Annotated in this window: 17 protein-coding genes; 5 read left to right on the top strand and 12 right to left on the bottom strand. The window is 58.0% G+C overall.

Annotation, left to right across the window (positions count from 1 at the left end; genetic code table 11):
* Positions 1-112 precede the first annotated feature (112 nt).
* Positions 113-1,384 (top strand): NAD(P)/FAD-dependent oxidoreductase, encoded by a 1,272-nt coding sequence (locus AC6I8P_RS22390; protein WP_498031242.1) that lies wholly within the window; start codon positions 113-115, stop codon positions 1,382-1,384.
* A gap of 141 nt (positions 1,385-1,525) precedes the next feature.
* The gene (locus AC6I8P_RS22385) at positions 1,526-1,741 is read left to right on the top strand and encodes a hypothetical protein (RefSeq protein ID WP_021508891.1); all 216 of its coding nucleotides are present in this window, start codon (positions 1,526-1,528) and stop codon (positions 1,739-1,741) included.
* Positions 1,742-1,775: 34 nt separating this feature from the next.
* Here the strand turns inward: AC6I8P_RS22385 and AC6I8P_RS22380 are convergent, their stop codons facing one another.
* Complete coding sequence (locus AC6I8P_RS22380; RefSeq protein WP_021508892.1) at positions 1,776-2,483, bottom strand: phage antirepressor KilAC domain-containing protein; 708 nt, start codon at positions 2,481-2,483, stop codon at positions 1,776-1,778.
* Between the two features lie 263 nt (positions 2,484-2,746).
* On the opposite strand from AC6I8P_RS22380, the gene AC6I8P_RS22375 reads away from it, so the two are divergent.
* Positions 2,747-3,940: a zinc-dependent alcohol dehydrogenase gene (locus AC6I8P_RS22375; protein ID WP_058781047.1), complete on the top strand. Its 1,194-nt coding sequence runs from the start codon at positions 2,747-2,749 to the stop codon at positions 3,938-3,940.
* 39 nt (positions 3,941-3,979) lie between these two features.
* Here the strand turns inward: AC6I8P_RS22375 and AC6I8P_RS22370 are convergent, their stop codons facing one another.
* The 5 genes from AC6I8P_RS22370 to AC6I8P_RS22350 form a co-directional block, all read right to left on the bottom strand.
* Positions 3,980-4,327: a hypothetical protein gene (locus AC6I8P_RS22370; protein WP_021508894.1), complete on the bottom strand. Its 348-nt coding sequence runs from the start codon at positions 4,325-4,327 to the stop codon at positions 3,980-3,982.
* A 29-nt stretch (positions 4,328-4,356) separates the two neighbouring features.
* Positions 4,357-4,530, bottom strand: coding sequence for a hypothetical protein (locus AC6I8P_RS22365; protein ID WP_021508895.1), 174 nt, complete (start codon positions 4,528-4,530; stop codon positions 4,357-4,359).
* Positions 4,531-4,635: 105 nt separating this feature from the next.
* Positions 4,636-4,968 carry an endoribonuclease MazF gene (gene mazF / locus AC6I8P_RS22360; protein WP_166710532.1) on the bottom strand — a complete coding sequence of 111 codons (333 nt, stop codon included), beginning with the start codon at positions 4,966-4,968 and terminating at the stop codon, positions 4,636-4,638.
* Positions 4,968-5,213 carry an AbrB/MazE/SpoVT family DNA-binding domain-containing protein gene (locus tag AC6I8P_RS22355; protein ID WP_058770344.1) on the bottom strand — a complete coding sequence of 82 codons (246 nt, stop codon included), beginning with the start codon at positions 5,211-5,213 and terminating at the stop codon, positions 4,968-4,970. The genes mazF and AC6I8P_RS22355 overlap by 1 nt, the downstream gene beginning before the upstream one ends.
* A 99-nt stretch (positions 5,214-5,312) precedes the next feature.
* Positions 5,313-6,167, bottom strand: a complete 855-nt coding sequence (locus AC6I8P_RS22350; protein ID WP_058770343.1) for a helix-turn-helix transcriptional regulator — start codon at positions 6,165-6,167, stop codon at positions 5,313-5,315.
* Positions 6,168-6,282: 115 nt separating this feature from the next.
* On the opposite strand from AC6I8P_RS22350, the gene AC6I8P_RS22345 reads away from it, so the two are divergent.
* Positions 6,283-7,692: an MFS transporter gene (locus AC6I8P_RS22345; protein ID WP_058758997.1), complete on the top strand. Its 1,410-nt coding sequence runs from the start codon at positions 6,283-6,285 to the stop codon at positions 7,690-7,692.
* A gap of 117 nt (positions 7,693-7,809) precedes the next feature.
* On the opposite strand, the gene AC6I8P_RS22340 is transcribed toward AC6I8P_RS22345, so the two are convergent.
* The 5 genes from AC6I8P_RS22340 to AC6I8P_RS22320 are packed head-to-tail and all read right to left on the bottom strand — an operon-like array spanning position 7,810 to position 12,834.
* The gene (locus AC6I8P_RS22340; protein ID WP_481658266.1) at positions 7,810-8,892 is read right to left on the bottom strand and encodes an ABC transporter ATP-binding protein; all 1,083 of its coding nucleotides are present in this window, start codon (positions 8,890-8,892) and stop codon (positions 7,810-7,812) included.
* Between the two features lie 3 nt (positions 8,893-8,895).
* Positions 8,896-9,846, bottom strand: coding sequence for a carbohydrate kinase family protein (locus AC6I8P_RS22335; protein ID WP_481658302.1), 951 nt, complete (start codon positions 9,844-9,846; stop codon positions 8,896-8,898).
* Positions 9,846-10,685, bottom strand: coding sequence for a carbohydrate ABC transporter permease (locus AC6I8P_RS22330; protein ID WP_021508900.1), 840 nt, complete (start codon positions 10,683-10,685; stop codon positions 9,846-9,848). The genes AC6I8P_RS22335 and AC6I8P_RS22330 overlap by 1 nt, the downstream gene beginning before the upstream one ends.
* Entirely contained in the window at positions 10,675-11,586 is a 912-nt protein-coding gene (locus AC6I8P_RS22325) for a carbohydrate ABC transporter permease (protein WP_021508901.1), read from the bottom strand. The genes AC6I8P_RS22330 and AC6I8P_RS22325 overlap by 11 nt, the downstream gene beginning before the upstream one ends.
* Before the next feature lie 9 nt (positions 11,587-11,595).
* Entirely contained in the window at positions 11,596-12,834 is a 1,239-nt protein-coding gene (locus AC6I8P_RS22320; RefSeq protein WP_150360091.1) for an extracellular solute-binding protein, read from the bottom strand.
* 264 nt (positions 12,835-13,098) lie between these two features.
* On the opposite strand from AC6I8P_RS22320, the gene AC6I8P_RS22315 reads away from it, so the two are divergent.
* Entirely contained in the window at positions 13,099-14,268 is a 1,170-nt protein-coding gene (locus AC6I8P_RS22315; protein ID WP_058759002.1) for an ROK family transcriptional regulator, read from the top strand.
* On the opposite strand, the gene AC6I8P_RS22310 is transcribed toward AC6I8P_RS22315, so the two are convergent.
* The gene (locus tag AC6I8P_RS22310) at positions 14,237-14,956 is read right to left on the bottom strand and encodes a GNAT family N-acetyltransferase (protein ID WP_498031241.1); all 720 of its coding nucleotides are present in this window, start codon (positions 14,954-14,956) and stop codon (positions 14,237-14,239) included. The two genes, AC6I8P_RS22315 and AC6I8P_RS22310, sit on opposite strands and share 32 nt — an antisense overlap.
* Between the last annotated feature and the right edge of the window lie 18 nt (positions 14,957-14,974).

The following is a 14,974-nucleotide window of genomic DNA, read 5'->3' as shown; positions in this document are numbered from 1 at the left end:
CTTTCCATGGTTAGTTAAATTCTTGTGCTTTTTCAATTAACCGTAGACCCGGTAAGGGGAGTGCGCCAGCGAGCGAAGCGACTTTAACGCACCGTCACGCTTTTTTTATTTATTGAATAATCTGAGAAGTAATTCCTATGACCCTCAAGCCAGTTTTCACTGCGGTGACTGTTATGATGACGGGCAATCAGAGGAGACAGCTATGACGACGCAAAAAGTGGCGGTAATCGGTGCGGGTGTGATCGGCCTTGCCGTGGCGTGGGCGCTGGCGCGGCAGGGGGCGCAGGTGACCCTCTTTGACCGGCAACACATGGGCGCGGGCACCAGCAGCACCACATTTGCCTGGGTGAACTCCAACGGCAAACAGCCTGCCAGCTATCACCGCCTCAATGCGCTGGCGATGGAGGAGCATATCCGGCTGCAGCTGACGCAGACCAATGGCGTGCGCTGGCTGGAACCTTGTGGCACCTGGGAGTGGGCCGGCGCGGGTGAAGCCGAACAGCAACTGCAGCAGCGTGCCACCGCCTTGCAGGCCGCTGGCTATGCGGCACGGCAAAGGACGCTGGCCGAGCTGCAGCAGGAAATTCCTGAACTGCGCGCGTCTGCGGTACACGGCAGCATCTGGCATTTTCCAACGGAATCGGTGCTCTATCCAGCGCTGTATCTGGCACGGCTTTGGTCAGAGGCGCAGGCGCACGGCGTGGTACTGCATCAGCATCAGGCGATTCAGCACATTAGTGAAAATGCGGAAGGCGTGACGGTGCAGCTGGAGCAGGGTGAGCAGTGGCAGGGCGACCGGCTGGTGCTGGCGACCGGACGCTGGGCCAATCAGCTGCTGCATACGCTTGGTCTGGAACTGGCGCTGATTGACACCAGCAAGCCTGATGCGGTGGCCTGCAGCTTTCTGGCGCGCACTGCACCGCAGCCGTTATCGCTTGGCACCAACCTGATTTCTCCGCAGCTGAACGTGCGGCCGGACGGCGGCGGGCGGTTACTGTTACAGGCGCTGGATCTCGATCATCTGGCCGATCCGGGCGCGCCGCCGTCGACTCATGGTGCCATTGCCGATCAGTTTCGTGAGCGCTACCGTGCGCTGTTTGCCACGGCTGGTGCGTTGCAGATCGAGCAGATTGTCGTCGGGCAGCGGGCGCGTCCGGCTGATGGCTTGCCGGCACTGGGCTTTGTCACCCCGCATCAGCGCGTGTATGTCGCGGTGACGCACAGTGGCATCACGCTGTCACCGTTGATTGGCCGGCTGGTGGCGCAAGAGCTGATCGGCGATAGTCCCAGCGACCTGCTGAAAGAGTTCCGGCCACAACGGCTGATCGGCAAAACCGCCAGCGCGTTTGCACCGATTCAGCGAAACTTTCCGGCGGCACAGTGAGCGAAGCGATGGCGCAGACCACAGGGTAGCGGGTTGATTAATTTTTAACCTGAATTAAGGCGTAGGCTGATCGCGATCAAAAAAACATCTGCCGGGCTGCTCAACCATGAAAGGCGAAACATAAGCCAAATGGAGGTGAGTATGCGTACCACTCTGATGACGCTGCCGCAGATGGCGCATTACCTTGATATCCCCTGTACCACGCTGGCGCGTGCTATGTGTAATCGTGGCACGCTGGAAAAATTGCCGCTGCCGGCGGCGGTTGATGACAGCCTGCCGCTCTCCTCTCGCTGCTGGTCACGCGAAGAGGTCAGGCAGTTTCGCCATCGGCTACAGCGCCGCCGCCATCAGCGCTAAGCGAATCCAGCCGGTCGTCCTGACCGGCTGAATATCAGGCAGCGACACCATTTGGCCGTGCAGCGACATGACCGGCCCACAGACTGGCAACCCACTTCACGCCTTTCGCGGTGAATCGTGCCTGCGAAAAAGCATGCTGGTTTTCACCCATTCCGCTGCGCAGTGCAAAATAGCCAGCCTGCAGATGGTGCTGCTGTGGCGTCAGCGCACCTTTGTCACGGTACATAATGTTGCGCTCAAGCAGAAACTGCCGAAACTCCGGCTCTTTCACCTTGAGCATTTTGCACAGCTGGCGAAAACCCAGCGACTCATGCACATCAACAAAGCGATCAAAGAATTCTGCCTTTGGGGCCGTCAGCGCCAGTTGCTGTTCCGCCGCACGGCGTTGCTCAAACTGTTCTGCCCAGGCACGGGCCGCTTCCGCCGGATTGGTGAAGTCGGGCAGATGGGTGAATTTTTCCCGCTCCTGCCAGCGGTCCAGCAGTTCGGCGGTAAAGCCGGGGGAAAGACGAGCAACCGCCAGCAGCGAGTCACGTTTATTCAGCTGAAACTCCTGACGTGTCTCACCTTCATGCTCGTAATGATTCACCGTGACAGGCTGGGAAAGGCGCTGCGCGGTTTCCAGGCTTTTAATCAGGCGCTTCACTTCGCCATGCGTGATGCCGGTTATTCTGGCAATTTCACGGCTGCTCATCAGCAGAGTTGCGTTGAGAGCAGCAAGACTTTCCGTTGAGATCATCATCAGTATCACCTCTTACAAACGTGGAACAGTCCATCAGACTGCTGGATAAGTATACAATGTACTGTTTGCATATCCAGTATTATTTTTAGCCGTTGCTGTAAGAAATGCCTCTCTGCGAGATATCGCACAAAGCGCAACTGCGCCGGACCCCGCTCTGCACCCGATACCGATACGCTTGCCTATTCGACTATTACTACCAGGCTTAAGCGATTCAGGTTAAATAAAGACAACCTTTCGTTACGCTTATTTATGAGGAGCTGATTATGAAAGCGTTAACTTATCATGGCCCACATCGGGTGCGCGTTGAAACTGTTCCTGACCCGATTTTAGAGCAGCCGGACGACATTATTTTACGCGTCACCGCGACGGCAATTTGCGGCTCCGACTTACATCTTTATCGCGGGAAAATTCCCGGTACCGATCACGGTGATATATTTGGTCACGAATTTATGGGTGAAGTGGTCGAAGCGGGAAGTGAGGTTACCAACGTAAAAATTGGCGATCGCGTTGTGGTGCCCTTTGTTATTGCCTGTGGCGACTGTTTCTTTTGTCATCTGCATCAGTATGCGGCCTGTGAAAATACCAATAGCGGGCGCGGTGCTATTTTAAACAAGAAAAATATTACCCCGCCTGCAGCGTTATTTGGCTACAGCAAACTGTACGGCGGCGTGCCGGGCGGCCAGGCGGAATATGTACGGGTGCCAAAAGCCAATGTCGGGCCGTTTAAAGTGCCGCTGGCGCTACCGGATGAGAAAGTGCTGTTTCTCTCCGATATCCTGCCCACCGCCTGGCAGGCAGTGCAAAATGCCGGACTGGATAAAGGCTCCAGCGTCGCCATTTTTGGCGCCGGCCCGGTCGGGTTACTGAGCGCCGCCTGCGCGCGCCTGGTTGGGGCGGAAGAGATCTTTATGATTGACCACAACGCTTATCGACTGGAGTTTGCCCGCCAGCGTTATGGGGTTACGCCGATCAATTTTGACGAAATCGACGATCCTGCTGGCTGGATCATTGATCATACCCAGGGCCACCGGGGCGTTGATGCGGTAATCGATGCGGTAGGTTTTGAAGCCAAGGGCAGCCTGACGGAAACGGTGATGAGTAATCTGAAGCTGGAGGGCAGCAGCGGGAAGGCGCTGCGGCAGTGCATTGCGGCGGTGCGCCGTGGAGGTGTGGTCAGCGTGCCGGGCGTGTATGCCGGCTTTATCCACGGCTTCCTGTTTGGCGATGCATTCGATAAAGGACTGACGTTTAAAATGGGCCAGACGCATGTGCAGGCTTATTTACCGCGCCTGCTGTCGCTGATTGAGCAAGGGCTGCTGACGCCGGAAGAGATTGTGACGCACCATATGCCGCTGGAAGAGGCCGCGCGCGGCTATGAAATCTTTGAAAAACGCAAAGAGGATTGCCGCAAAGTGATTCTGGTGCCCGGTATGGCCAGTACCACACCGGCGGCCTGAGTGCTGACAGGCTGCCTGACGGCAGCCTGCTTCTGTGGCTTAACGCACGATATCTTCATCGCGGTCGTTGAGCTCGGGTAGTGCAATTTGCCGTGAGGGCGCGTTATCCAGCCGATCGCCATAATCAGCACTGACATCGGGCAGGCTGGTAAACTGGCCATCGACGAACAAAAAGCTCAGGTGTTTTTCCACCTCGGCCAGTAATTCGTCCACTTCCTGCTCCGTTTCTCCCCCGGCATCTTTACCATCCAGCTGCCAGCGATAACGATCGCCCACTCTTTCCGCACCGCCAATATCAACGATATGGCCGTCGATATTTTCCACCAGTAAACGCTGACGGGAAAAATAGAGTAAATAGGGCATCCGATCGCGATTGTTTTCTGACATAACATAACTCCTTCATGACGTTACCACGGTTAGCGCAGAAAATAATAGCGAAACGCAAATACTGCCCAATATACCGCGTTCAGACCTAAATAAGCCCAGCACCCCCAATAAGCCACAGGCTCGCGACGGGTGCGCAGTTTAGGTAAGAAAGCCAGTAAATAACCGGCTGCAGCAATAAGCGAAACGAAATAAAGTAGTTTCATGCGCTCTCCTGAATTTATTATCGTCTGATAAGCATAGTCAGGATAAATAAGGTTGGGGATAGCGCAGGACATTCTTATCGGTGGCGATGGCAAAGATAACGGACGTCAGCCAATCAGCGCTTTAGCTTTAGCGCGAATCTCACTCAGTTCCTCGGCGGTCACATGGCTTTTTTTCACCACTTTTCTGGCGCGCCAGTCGATGGAGGTGACCTGATCGGCCAGCGCCACACTATCACGGCTACCGACAAGGGAAACTTCGAAAGGATAGCCTTTGACCTGGGTGGTACACGGGACGCACAACAACATGCCGACCTTGTTGTTATAGGCAAAGGGACTCAGCACAACCGCAGGACGATGGCCGCCCTGTTCATGGCCAAGGGTGGGATCAAAATCCAGCCAGATGAGATCGCCTGCATCGGGAACAAAACGTGACACCATCAGATTCTTTCCTTGCCCACTGAAGGTCCAAAATCAATTTTATCATGGACGTTATCGTCGGTGATCTCGTCCAGCAGAGCGTCCAGTGAATACACCTTTTCCCTGAGCGGCACAAGGATCAGCTTGCCATCTTCAACGCTGAGTTCCAGTTTATCGTCCACGCTGAGCGACGCGGATTGCATCACGCTGGATGGGATGCGAATCGAGGGACTGTTGCCCCATTTCTTTAAGGTGACGGTCGTCATAACAGGCCTCCGAAGGATGTGTATACATTGTATAGCCGTGATGATGTCGATACAACGTATAAACACCTTCAGCCTGACATGCTAAGAAAGCGGCAGGATTCAGCGCGCCGTTAACTGCTGCAGCGCCGCTGCGCTGGCGGCATCATCCGGCACATACACCAGCAGGCGGTCGCCGTTGCGTGACGCCGACCACCAGTTGTTCTGGCGCAGGGTCATTTCGCCCACTTCGGCACGGTAAAAGCGTTTCACGCGGTTTTCTACCTTGCCCAGTTCGTAGCGCTGCCAGGTGTGCGCGAACTCATCGGAACTGTTCAGCAATCGCGCCAGGAAGCTCTCCCAGTGCGGATCGCCCAGATGCTCGCCCATCTGACCGCGAAACATCGCCACCATCTGTGGCATTACTTCGTCCCAGTCGGTCATCACGTTGCGCCAGCCGGCATGGTTGAACGCCAGCCAGATACAGTTGCGATCTTCCGGCGCGATCTGGGCTAAATCGACGCCCATCAGTGCACACCACGCCTGGTTATAGCCGAGGATATCGAAGCGCGGCGTTTCGATGATCGCCGGCAGCTGAATGGCATCCAGCATTTGCTGATTATGTCCGGCGAGTTTGCAGCAGGCAGCGGCGACGCGCGTCGATGGCAGGGTGTGTCCGGCCAGCGAGAAAAGATGCTGCGTCTCAACATCATTGCATTGCAGGGCGCTGGCGATGGCCGTCAGCGTTTTGGTGGAGGCTTTGATATCGCGCCCCTGTTCCAGCCAGGTGTACCAGGTGACGCCGACATCCGCCAGCTGCGCCACCTCTTCACGGCGTAAACCCGGCGTGCGGCGCTGACGCATACGCGGTAAACCGAGGCGGTTAGGATCAAGGCTCTCACGGCGCGTACGTAAAAAGGTACCGAGTAATTTACGGTTGTTCAGCTCAGCGGGGGTAAGGGTTTGCGCGGTGCTCATCAGCAGCTCTCCAGACGAGACGGGTAGAATTTATACCATGATAATCAAGAACTGGTACCCGTTTAATGGTTAGGTGATGCTATGCCGTAGTGAAACTAAAAACAAGGTTAACGCTATGCAGACATCGCAACTTCAACGTGCAGGACTGGTGGTCCTGCTGGCCGGGCAGCTATTGCCGATGATCGACTTTTCCATAGTCAACGTCGCGCTGGATGCGATGGCGCAATCGCTGCGTGCCTCGCCGATCGCGCTGGCGCTGATCGTGGCGGTGTACGGTATCGCTTTTGCTATTTGTCTGGCGATGGGCGGACGCCTGGGCGATAACTTTGGCCGCCGTCGCGTGTTTCTGGCTGGCGTCTGGATCTTTGGCATTGCGTCATTATTGTGCGGCATCGCTAACAGCGTCGGCATGCTGATGTTTGCGCGCGCGCTGCAGGGCGTCGGTGCCGCTTTTATGGTGCCGCAGATTCTCGCCACGCTGCACGTTACGCTGCAGGGCAGGGCACATGCGCGGGCGATTGGCCTGTACGGCGGTATCGGCGGGCTGGCTTTTATTATTGGCCAGGTGCTGGGCGGTTTTTTGATCAAAGCCGATATTGGCGGCTACGGCTGGCGCAGCGTGTTTCTCATCAACCTGCCGATCTGCCTGTTCGTCCTGCTAACCGCGCGCCGCTTCGTGCCGGAAACGCATAACCTCAAGCGCGTGCCGGTGGATGTGAGCGGTACGCTGCTGCTGGCTGGCGCGATTGGCTGTCTGATGCTGGCCCTGGCACTGGGGCCGCTGCTGCACTGGTCGTGGCCGTGCCTGTTACTGCTGGCGCTGTTTCCGTTGTTTCTGCATCGACTGCGCCACAGCGCGCTGCGACTGGAAGCCGCTGGCGGATCGCCGCTGCTGCCGCCCTCGCTGCTGCGTCTCTCCAGCGTGCGTTTTGGTCTGACGCTGGCGGTGCTGTTTTTCTCCTGCTGGAGCGGCTTTATGTTCGCGGTGGCGCTGACGCTGCAATCCGGCATCGGCATGACCGCTTTCCAGTCCGGCAACGCGTTTATTGCCCTGGGCGCGGCCTATTTTATCGGCTCAATGCGTACTACCCGCATGGTTGAGCGCTATGGTAAACGTGCCACGTTACTGTCTGGCTGTGCGATTCAGATGGTCGGCCTGGTGGCGCTGATCGCGACGCTGCAGCTGAAGTGGCCGCAGGTGGGCATTGCTACGTTGATTCCGGCCACCGCGCTGATTGGCTTTGGCCAGTCGTTTATTGTCAGCACCTTCTACCGGATTGGCATGAGTGGGGTGCCGCATCATCAGGCCGGCGCAGGCAGTGCGGTGCTGTCCACCGTGCAGCAATCGGCGCTGGGACTGGGACCGATGCTGCTCGGCGGCGTGTTCACCCAGATCAATCAGCATGGTAATCATCTGGCAGCCATCAGCGGTACGCTGGCGGTGGAGTTGCTGATGATGGCACTGCTGGTGGTGCTGACCAGCGTCAACCGTCGGACGTTCCAGCCGGTGACGGCTGAAGGTTGACGCCGGGGAAAAAGTCAGCCCGTCTGGTCACCGTAAACGCTGACCCTGCAAGGTAATAACAGGTCTTTGAGCCGGGTGCGCATTGATGCGCCCCGGCACCTGAAAACCGCACCGCGCTTACTTTTCCGCCAGGCGTAAACCACTTTCGGCATCGAACAGATGGATTTTTTGCGGATTGAAACCGATGCGCAGCGTCGCACCACTGCTGGCCGCATGCCGTCCGGCCATCTGCATGTGCAGCGCATGACCGTGCCAGTCAAGGTGCAGCAGGGTTGATTCCCCGGTAATCTCCACCACGTTCACCCTCGCAGGCGCGCCGTCCTGCACTTCGCACAGATCGTACGGGCGCACCCCCAGCGTCACGGCAGCGCCTTCACGTTCCCGTGCCACCGCCTGCCACTGCGCGGGCAGCGGCTGCCACCAGTCCTGACACTGCACGCCCGGCACGCCGTCATGCGTCAGCAATTGTGCCGGTAACAGGTTCATAGGCGGCGAACCAATAAAACGCGCCACAAAGGTATCTGCCGGACGATCGTAGATCGCCAGCGGTGCGCCCTGTTGCACGATGCGTCCCTCTTTCATCACCACAATCTGGTCGGCCAGCGTCATCGCTTCTACCTGATCGTGCGTGACATACACCATGGTGGTTTTGAAACGCTGATGCAGCGACTTGATCTCGGCGCGCAGCTCCATGCGCAGCTGGGCATCAAGGTTAGAGAGCGGTTCGTCAAACAGAAACACCTGCGGATTACGCACCATGGCGCGGCCCATCGCCACGCGCTGACGCTGCCCACCCGAGAGCGCGCGCGGGTAGCGCTGCAGCAGCTTATCTATGCCAAGAATCGCGGCGATGCGCGCGATTTTCTGCTGTTGCTCATCGCGACGTACCTTTTTCACCTGCATATGAAACGCCAGGTTTTCGGCCACCGTCAGATGCGGATAAAGCGCATAACTCTGAAACACCATCGCAATGTCGCGATCGGCGGGATCGCGATCGTTAATCTGCACTTTATCCATCAGAATCGCGCCGTCGGAGAGACTCTCCAGTCCGGCGAGCAGGCGCAGCAGCGTCGACTTGCCGCAGCCGGACGGGCCAACCAGCACGGTAAAGCTGCCGTCGGGAATGGTCAGGTCGAGCGGATGCAGCACCGACTGTTTACCGTAGCGCTTGGCCACTTTAACGAGTTCAACTCCGGCCATAATTTAAAACTCCTGTGCGCATAGTTGCAGTTGTTGCCAGTCGGGATAGCGACGTGGCTGCGTGCTGATTGCCAGTGAGGCCACCGCAATGCCCCATTGCAGCGCGGTGGCAAGATCCTGCTGATGCAGCAGCGCGGTGAGAAAGCCGGCGTTAAAGCTGTCGCCGGCACCGATGGTGTCGACCACCGCGACCGCGCGACCAGTCTGTTGCAGGCTGTGCTGACGTTGCCAGCAGCCCGCGCCCTGCGCACCGCATTTCACCACGCAGCCGCCGCGCCCGCTGAGCCGTTGCGCCAGCTGGTGCGCACCGGTGTGCAGATCATCTGCGCCACTCAGCCCGAGCGTTTCGACTTCATTGAGCAGCAGCCAGTCGCACTGCGGCAGCCAGCGGGCGATCTGCACGCGTACCTCATCGCTCCAGCCCTGCGGCGGCCAGCCGGTATCGACGGCGGTGATAAACCCGCGCTGATGCAGTTCGGCCAGCAACTGCGGATAGTCGTCATACAGTTGCAGGCAGAGAAACGTGCCGCACAACAGCACGATATCGCCGCTGCTGGCTTGCGCCGGGAGCTGGCTCAACACGTCCTGCGCGCTGAGCCGCACAATGTGACCGAGATTGCTGAGGAACGATCGCTCGTGATCGGAGTGCGTGACGCCAACGGTGAGCGAGGTTTCGCAGGGGTAGCGCGTCCAGTGCGCCGCGCTGTGCGGAAAATGGCTCGCCAGCCATGCGCTGAGGCCGTCATCACCCTGATTAGCGACGGCGCGATGGCGCACCTGCATCGCTTCCAGCGCCAGCGCGCAGTTGCCCGCCGAACCGCCAGGACGCAGCTCACTGTGCTGCAGCATCACTTCGGTGCCGCGCTGCGGCCAGCTGTCCAGCGTACCCATGATGACATCGACATTGATATTGCCCACCACGTAGAGCGTGGCGCGGGCTTCCTTGTTGCTCATCATCCTTTGCTCCCGCCACTGGCAAGGCCGCTGACCAGCGTTTTTTGCAGCCAGATAGCGATAAAGAGAGGAGGAACCGACGCCAGAATACCGACGGCGGCAATCAGCCCATCGTCGGTGGCGCGGCCTGCGGTAAAGCCGGCAATGGTGACCGGCAGGGTTTGCGCGGCGATGTTACTGGTGAACAGCAGGGCGTAGAAAAATTCATCCCACGCCAGCAGCCAGCCAAACAGCGCCGCCGCGCCCAGCACCGGTTTCGCCAGCGGCAGCGTAATGCGCAGCAGCACTTGCCAGACGCGCAGACCATCAAGACGCGCGGCCTGTTCGATATCCTGCGGCAGGGCATCAAACTGGTTTTTCAGCATCCAGGTGAGAAACGGCAAAATCAGCGAGCAGTACACGATGATCAAACCGGGTCGGGTGTTAAGCAAATCGAACTGCTGCAGCAGAAAGTAGAGCGGCAGCACAAACGCCACCGGCGGCACCATATAGATGGCCAGAGACGCGAACAGCCAGCCGTCACGGCCGCGATAGCGCGAGAAGCTGAACGCCGCCGGGATCGCCAGCAGCAGGCACACCAGCGTTGCGCCGGTTGCCACCAGCAGGCTATTACCCAGCGCATGCAGGAACAGCGCGCCGGGCTGGCCGGGTTCCAGCGAGATCAGCCTGCCGTAGCGGCTGAAATCCCACTGGCGCGGCAGCCACTCCAGCGGCACGCGTGTCAGATCGCTGGTGGCGCTGACGCTCATCAGAAACAGCCAGCCCATCGGAGCCACGACGGAGAGCGCCACCAGCAGCGCCGCCGCGTATTTAGCGCAGGTACGCAGTTTAACCTTCATAGGCACTTCCCCGACGGCGCTGCCGCCACAGTAATAGCATGTAAAGGGTGATCAGCACTGCGCACAGCAGCGTCATTAACATGGCATAAGCCGCACCGCTGCCGGCGCGCAGGTAGCTGAATGATTCCTGATAGACGTAAAAGCTCAGCGTTTTGGTGCTGTCGACCGGACCGCCGCGCGTCATTACATAGATGATGTCGAAGATCTTAAAGGCGTCGATGGTGCGTAACACCAGCGCCACGCTGAGCGAGCCAACAATCGCCGGAAAGGTGATGGCACGAAAACGCCGCCATGCCGATGCGCCATCCAGCCGCGCCGCTTCGTAGAGATCCTCCGGCACCGACTGCAGCGCCGCCAGCACCAGCAATGTCACCAGCGGATAGTTTTTCCAGATGTCGGCAAACATTACCGCGTTGAGCGCGGAAGCCGGCGACCCCAGCCAGCTGCGGTAGCCATCGATGATACCGAGTTGTGTCAGCAGGGCGTTGATACTGCCGTAGTCCGGATTGAAATTGAGGCGCCACATCATGGCGTTCACAATGGTTGGTAGCGCCCACGGCAGAATCACCAGCACGCGCAACACGTTACGTCCGGCGAATTTCTGGTTGAGCAGCAGCGCAACCAGCACGCCGATGACGCCTTCAATCGCTACTGACACCACGGTGAAGTAGAGCGTGCGCCACAGCGAGGTTTGAAAATCCGCATCGGTAATGGCATAGAGATAGTTTTCCAGGCCAATCCATTGCGGCGCTTCACCGCCGCTGCCAATCAGCGCGGCATCGGTAAAACTCAGCCAGATAGTGCGCAGCAGCGGCCAGGCGGTGAGCAACAGCATCACCAGTAGCATGGGTGCCAGCAGCACCCATGCCTGCCGTTGTTCGCGTTGACGCAAACTCAGCATACTGACCCCTTAACGCAGACGCGCCGCACTTTTGTCTACCGCCTGCATGGCCGCTTCCGGTGTCGCGCTGCCGACCAGAACCTGTTGCAGCTGCTGCTGCAGGGTGTTGGAGAGACGTGAGTAATCAGCGGTTTCCGGACGCGACAGCATGACATTCAGCGATTTGTCGGCAGCAGCGATCAGGCTCTCCTGATTCTTACTGACCGCGGGATCCTGATAGGAGCTTTTCCAGATCGGCAGACTGAGCGTGGCGTATTTATTCTGTACCGGCTGCGAAGTCATGTAACTGATGTACTGCCACGCTTGCTCCGGATGGCTGCTGCCTTTGGCAATGCCCAGACCCATCGAACCGTTGACCGCGCCGAAACGATTGGGCGCATCGCCGGGTGCGGGCATGATGCCAACCTGGCCGGCGACTTTACTCTGTTTGGCATCGTTGGCCATGTTGTACATGTAGGTCCAGTTGAGCGCGAAAGCCGCATCGCCGTTGGAAAAGGCTTTGCGCACGTCCTCTTCCAGATATTCGCGCGAAGCCGGGTTGGTCAGGCCCTCATCGAGCGAGTTTTTCATCAGCTTCACCGCCTGCAGCGAGGCTGGCGTAGAGAAATCGAGCTTGCCGTTGTTATAGAATTTGCCGCCGAAGCCGGAGACCAGCGTGGTGTAGTCACACACCAGCGCTTCCGCCTGTGACCAGCTCCATACCAGCGGATATTTAACGATATTTTTCTGCTTAATGATGCGCGCATCATCCATCACCTGCTGCCAGGTTTGCGGCAGATCTTTGATGCCGGCTTTTTCCAGCATCGCTTTGTTGTAGTAGAGATATTTGGTGTCGAGGATCCACGGCATGCCTAGTGTTTTGCCTTTGAACACCACGGTGTTCATTGCGCCGGGGAAGATTTTCTCTTTTTCATCTGCGCTGATACGGCTGCTGACATCCTGCAACAGGTCGAACTTGCTGAATTCCGCCGGCCAGATGGCATCAAACAGCACCACATCGTAACCATTGCCGCCCGCGCCGCGTGCCGCGACGATCTTATCGTGCAGCGCTTCGTAAGGAACAAACTCGAGATTGACCTGCACGTCCGGGTGCGCTGTCTGAAACGCCTGCGTCATGGCGCGGATATCGTTTTCACTGTAGGCCGCCTGCGTCATAAACAGGGCGTTGAGCGTAGTGGTAGCCGCTGCCGCGCTGCCCGCGCAGGCGAACAGTACGGCGGCAAAACAACCTTTCATCTGATTTTTCATTGCGTTCTCGCCTTCATGCAGTAGAGGGTGTTTAATTAAATCAATTTGATTGATTTAATATCGCGCACAGATTGCCAGCGCGCAGTGGCTGACAGCAGTGAGCTAAAGCAAGGGACGTGCCAGGGCAGAAAACAACGCTGCCATCCGACACTACTTTGCACAGATTTTTGCCGCTGTCAGGTAAACAGGTTGTAAAATGTGTGTCCGATCATAGATATTGAGGCGGCGGTCCGCAGCGGTGGTTAAAAGAGGGAAGCGAGCAGGATGAAAACGTCGGGAACCAATCTGGAACATGCGCGCGCGCACAATCGTCGGGTGATTATCGAAGCGATACGCCTGCACGGTGAGCTGACCCGTGCCGAGCTGGCGCGGCTGACGGCGCTGACACCGCAAACCGTCTCGAATATCGTCGCTGAACTGGAGCAGGCGGAACTGCTCACCAGCCGTCAGCCGCGCAAGCAGGGCCGCGGTCAGCCGGCGATTCCGGTGACGCTGAATCCAGCCAGTGCGTTTTCCATCGGCATCCATCTCGACCATCAGACGCTACTGATTGTGCTGGTGGACCTCACCGGTGAAATCCATTTTCGCCGCCTTATTATGGTGCAAAAACCGCAGCCGGATGCCACATTAGCGCGCATTGCCGGGGTGCTGGCGGAGATCAAACAGCAGACCGGGCCGCGCTGGCAAAAAGTGCTGGGTATTGGCGTGGTGATGCCGGGGCCGTTTGGTGTGGAGGGTATCTCGTCAATGGGGCCGACCACGCTGCACGGCTGGGAGGATGTTGATATCGCTGCGCGTCTTGCTGAGATGAGTGGACTGCCGGTGACGCTGGAGAATGATGCCACCGTCGCGGCGATTGGCGAACGCTTTCACGGCGTGGCGCGTCATCTTAATTCCTTTATTTATCTGTATATTGGTACGGGCCTGGGCGCGGGCATCATCATGGATGGCCATGTGTACAGCGGCCATGCGCACAACGCCGGTGAAGTGGGGCATGTGGTGGTGGAACCCGGTGGACGTGAGTGTTACTGCGGCAATCATGGCTGCCTGGAGCGTTATGTTTCGCTGCAGGCCGCTTACGAATTCTGCGGGCTCGACCCGATGAGCGCGCTGCCGGAAGATTTACTGCAGGTTGATCCGGCGCTGTTTGATCGCTGGATTGATACTGTGCTTACGCCGCTGCGCCAGGGTATAAACATGCTGGAATGTATCTTTGATGCCGAGAGCGTGATTATCGGCGGCATGATGCCAGCAGTGTTGCTGGATAAAATTATCCAGCGCCTGCCGCCGCTCTACCAATCGGTGCGCGGCCGCTATCTGACCGGCACGCGACTCAAGACCGGCATGACCGGCAGCGACACCGCCGCTCTCGGCGCAGCGGCTCTGCCAATTTTTGATGAGTTTAATCCGCAGTTCCAGGTGCTGATGAAGTGAAAAACGCGGCCAGCGTCCGCCGCTGGCACCCGTTATCATCCATATTGTCTGGTGCCAGCCAGGCTGTAAGTGCCTGCTGAACAACAGGCCATTCACCATCAATCATTGAGAGCCAGTCGGTATCGCGATTGCGCTGTTTACGCGTCATGGCCTGGCGAAAGCGTCCTTCAAAGGTGAAACCAATGCGCTCGGCAGCCCGGCGTGAAGCCAGGTTTAACGAATCACAGCGCCATGCAACGCGACGATAGCCCAGCGCAAATGCCTGGCGCAGCAACAGGAACAAGGCTTCCGTACCCATGACGTTACGCTGCATCAGCGGTGACCAGGTGACGTGACCGATTTCTATCGCGCCGTTCTGCATATCAATACTGGCAAAACAAACCACACCCACGGCACGCTGATGTCTGTCCATGACGGCATAACACACCAGCTGGCGATCGCTGATTTTATGCTCAATCCAGCTCTCCATCTCAATCAATGACTGTGGCCGGCTGGCGCCCAGCCAGGTCCAGTCGCGATCGTCTGGGGCGAGTGAAAATGCCGTAAACAGCGCCTGGCTGTGGCTCAACTGCAATGGCGCAAGCTGACAAAAGCGCCCTGACAGATTTTCTGCTGGCGGATAGCTGGCGGGTTGCCAGTCCGGTAAGGCAAAACCGATGGGCTGACCATAATGGTTATGACGTGTCACGTTGATTTCCTTCGCCGT

The sequence above is a fragment of the gamma proteobacterium symbiont of Lampromicra miyakona genome (genome assembly GCF_059730895.1).
The sequence above is the reverse complement of the archived record's forward strand: the minus strand, read 5'-3'. Positions and strand labels throughout refer to the sequence as shown.

What these genes read in the sequence shown, in the direction of transcription:
- AC6I8P_RS22385 (WP_021508891.1), top strand. Translation starts at nt 1,526, where the DNA reads ATGCGTACCACTCTGATGACGCTGCCGCAGATGGCGCATTACCTTGAT.
- AC6I8P_RS22380 (WP_021508892.1), bottom strand. Translation starts at nt 2,483, where the DNA reads ATGATGATCTCAACGGAAAGTCTTGCTGCTCTCAACGCAACTCTGCTG.
- AC6I8P_RS22375 (WP_058781047.1), top strand. Translation starts at nt 2,747, where the DNA reads ATGAAAGCGTTAACTTATCATGGCCCACATCGGGTGCGCGTTGAAACT.
- AC6I8P_RS22370 (WP_021508894.1), bottom strand. Translation starts at nt 4,327, where the DNA reads ATGTCAGAAAACAATCGCGATCGGATGCCCTATTTACTCTATTTTTCC.
- AC6I8P_RS22365 (WP_021508895.1), bottom strand. Translation starts at nt 4,530, where the DNA reads ATGAAACTACTTTATTTCGTTTCGCTTATTGCTGCAGCCGGTTATTTA.
- mazF (WP_166710532.1), bottom strand. Translation starts at nt 4,968, where the DNA reads ATGGTGTCACGTTTTGTTCCCGATGCAGGCGATCTCATCTGGCTGGAT.
- AC6I8P_RS22355 (WP_058770344.1), bottom strand. Translation starts at nt 5,213, where the DNA reads ATGACGACCGTCACCTTAAAGAAATGGGGCAACAGTCCCTCGATTCGC.
- AC6I8P_RS22350 (WP_058770343.1), bottom strand. Translation starts at nt 6,167, where the DNA reads ATGAGCACCGCGCAAACCCTTACCCCCGCTGAGCTGAACAACCGTAAA.
- AC6I8P_RS22345 (WP_058758997.1), top strand. Translation starts at nt 6,283, where the DNA reads ATGCAGACATCGCAACTTCAACGTGCAGGACTGGTGGTCCTGCTGGCC.
- AC6I8P_RS22340 (WP_481658266.1), bottom strand. Translation starts at nt 8,892, where the DNA reads ATGGCCGGAGTTGAACTCGTTAAAGTGGCCAAGCGCTACGGTAAACAG.
- AC6I8P_RS22335 (WP_481658302.1), bottom strand. Translation starts at nt 9,846, where the DNA reads ATGAGCAACAAGGAAGCCCGCGCCACGCTCTACGTGGTGGGCAATATC.
- AC6I8P_RS22330 (WP_021508900.1), bottom strand. Translation starts at nt 10,685, where the DNA reads ATGAAGGTTAAACTGCGTACCTGCGCTAAATACGCGGCGGCGCTGCTG.
- AC6I8P_RS22325 (WP_021508901.1), bottom strand. Translation starts at nt 11,586, where the DNA reads ATGCTGAGTTTGCGTCAACGCGAACAACGGCAGGCATGGGTGCTGCTG.
- AC6I8P_RS22320 (WP_150360091.1), bottom strand. Translation starts at nt 12,834, where the DNA reads ATGAAAAATCAGATGAAAGGTTGTTTTGCCGCCGTACTGTTCGCCTGC.
- AC6I8P_RS22315 (WP_058759002.1), top strand. Translation starts at nt 13,099, where the DNA reads ATGAAAACGTCGGGAACCAATCTGGAACATGCGCGCGCGCACAATCGT.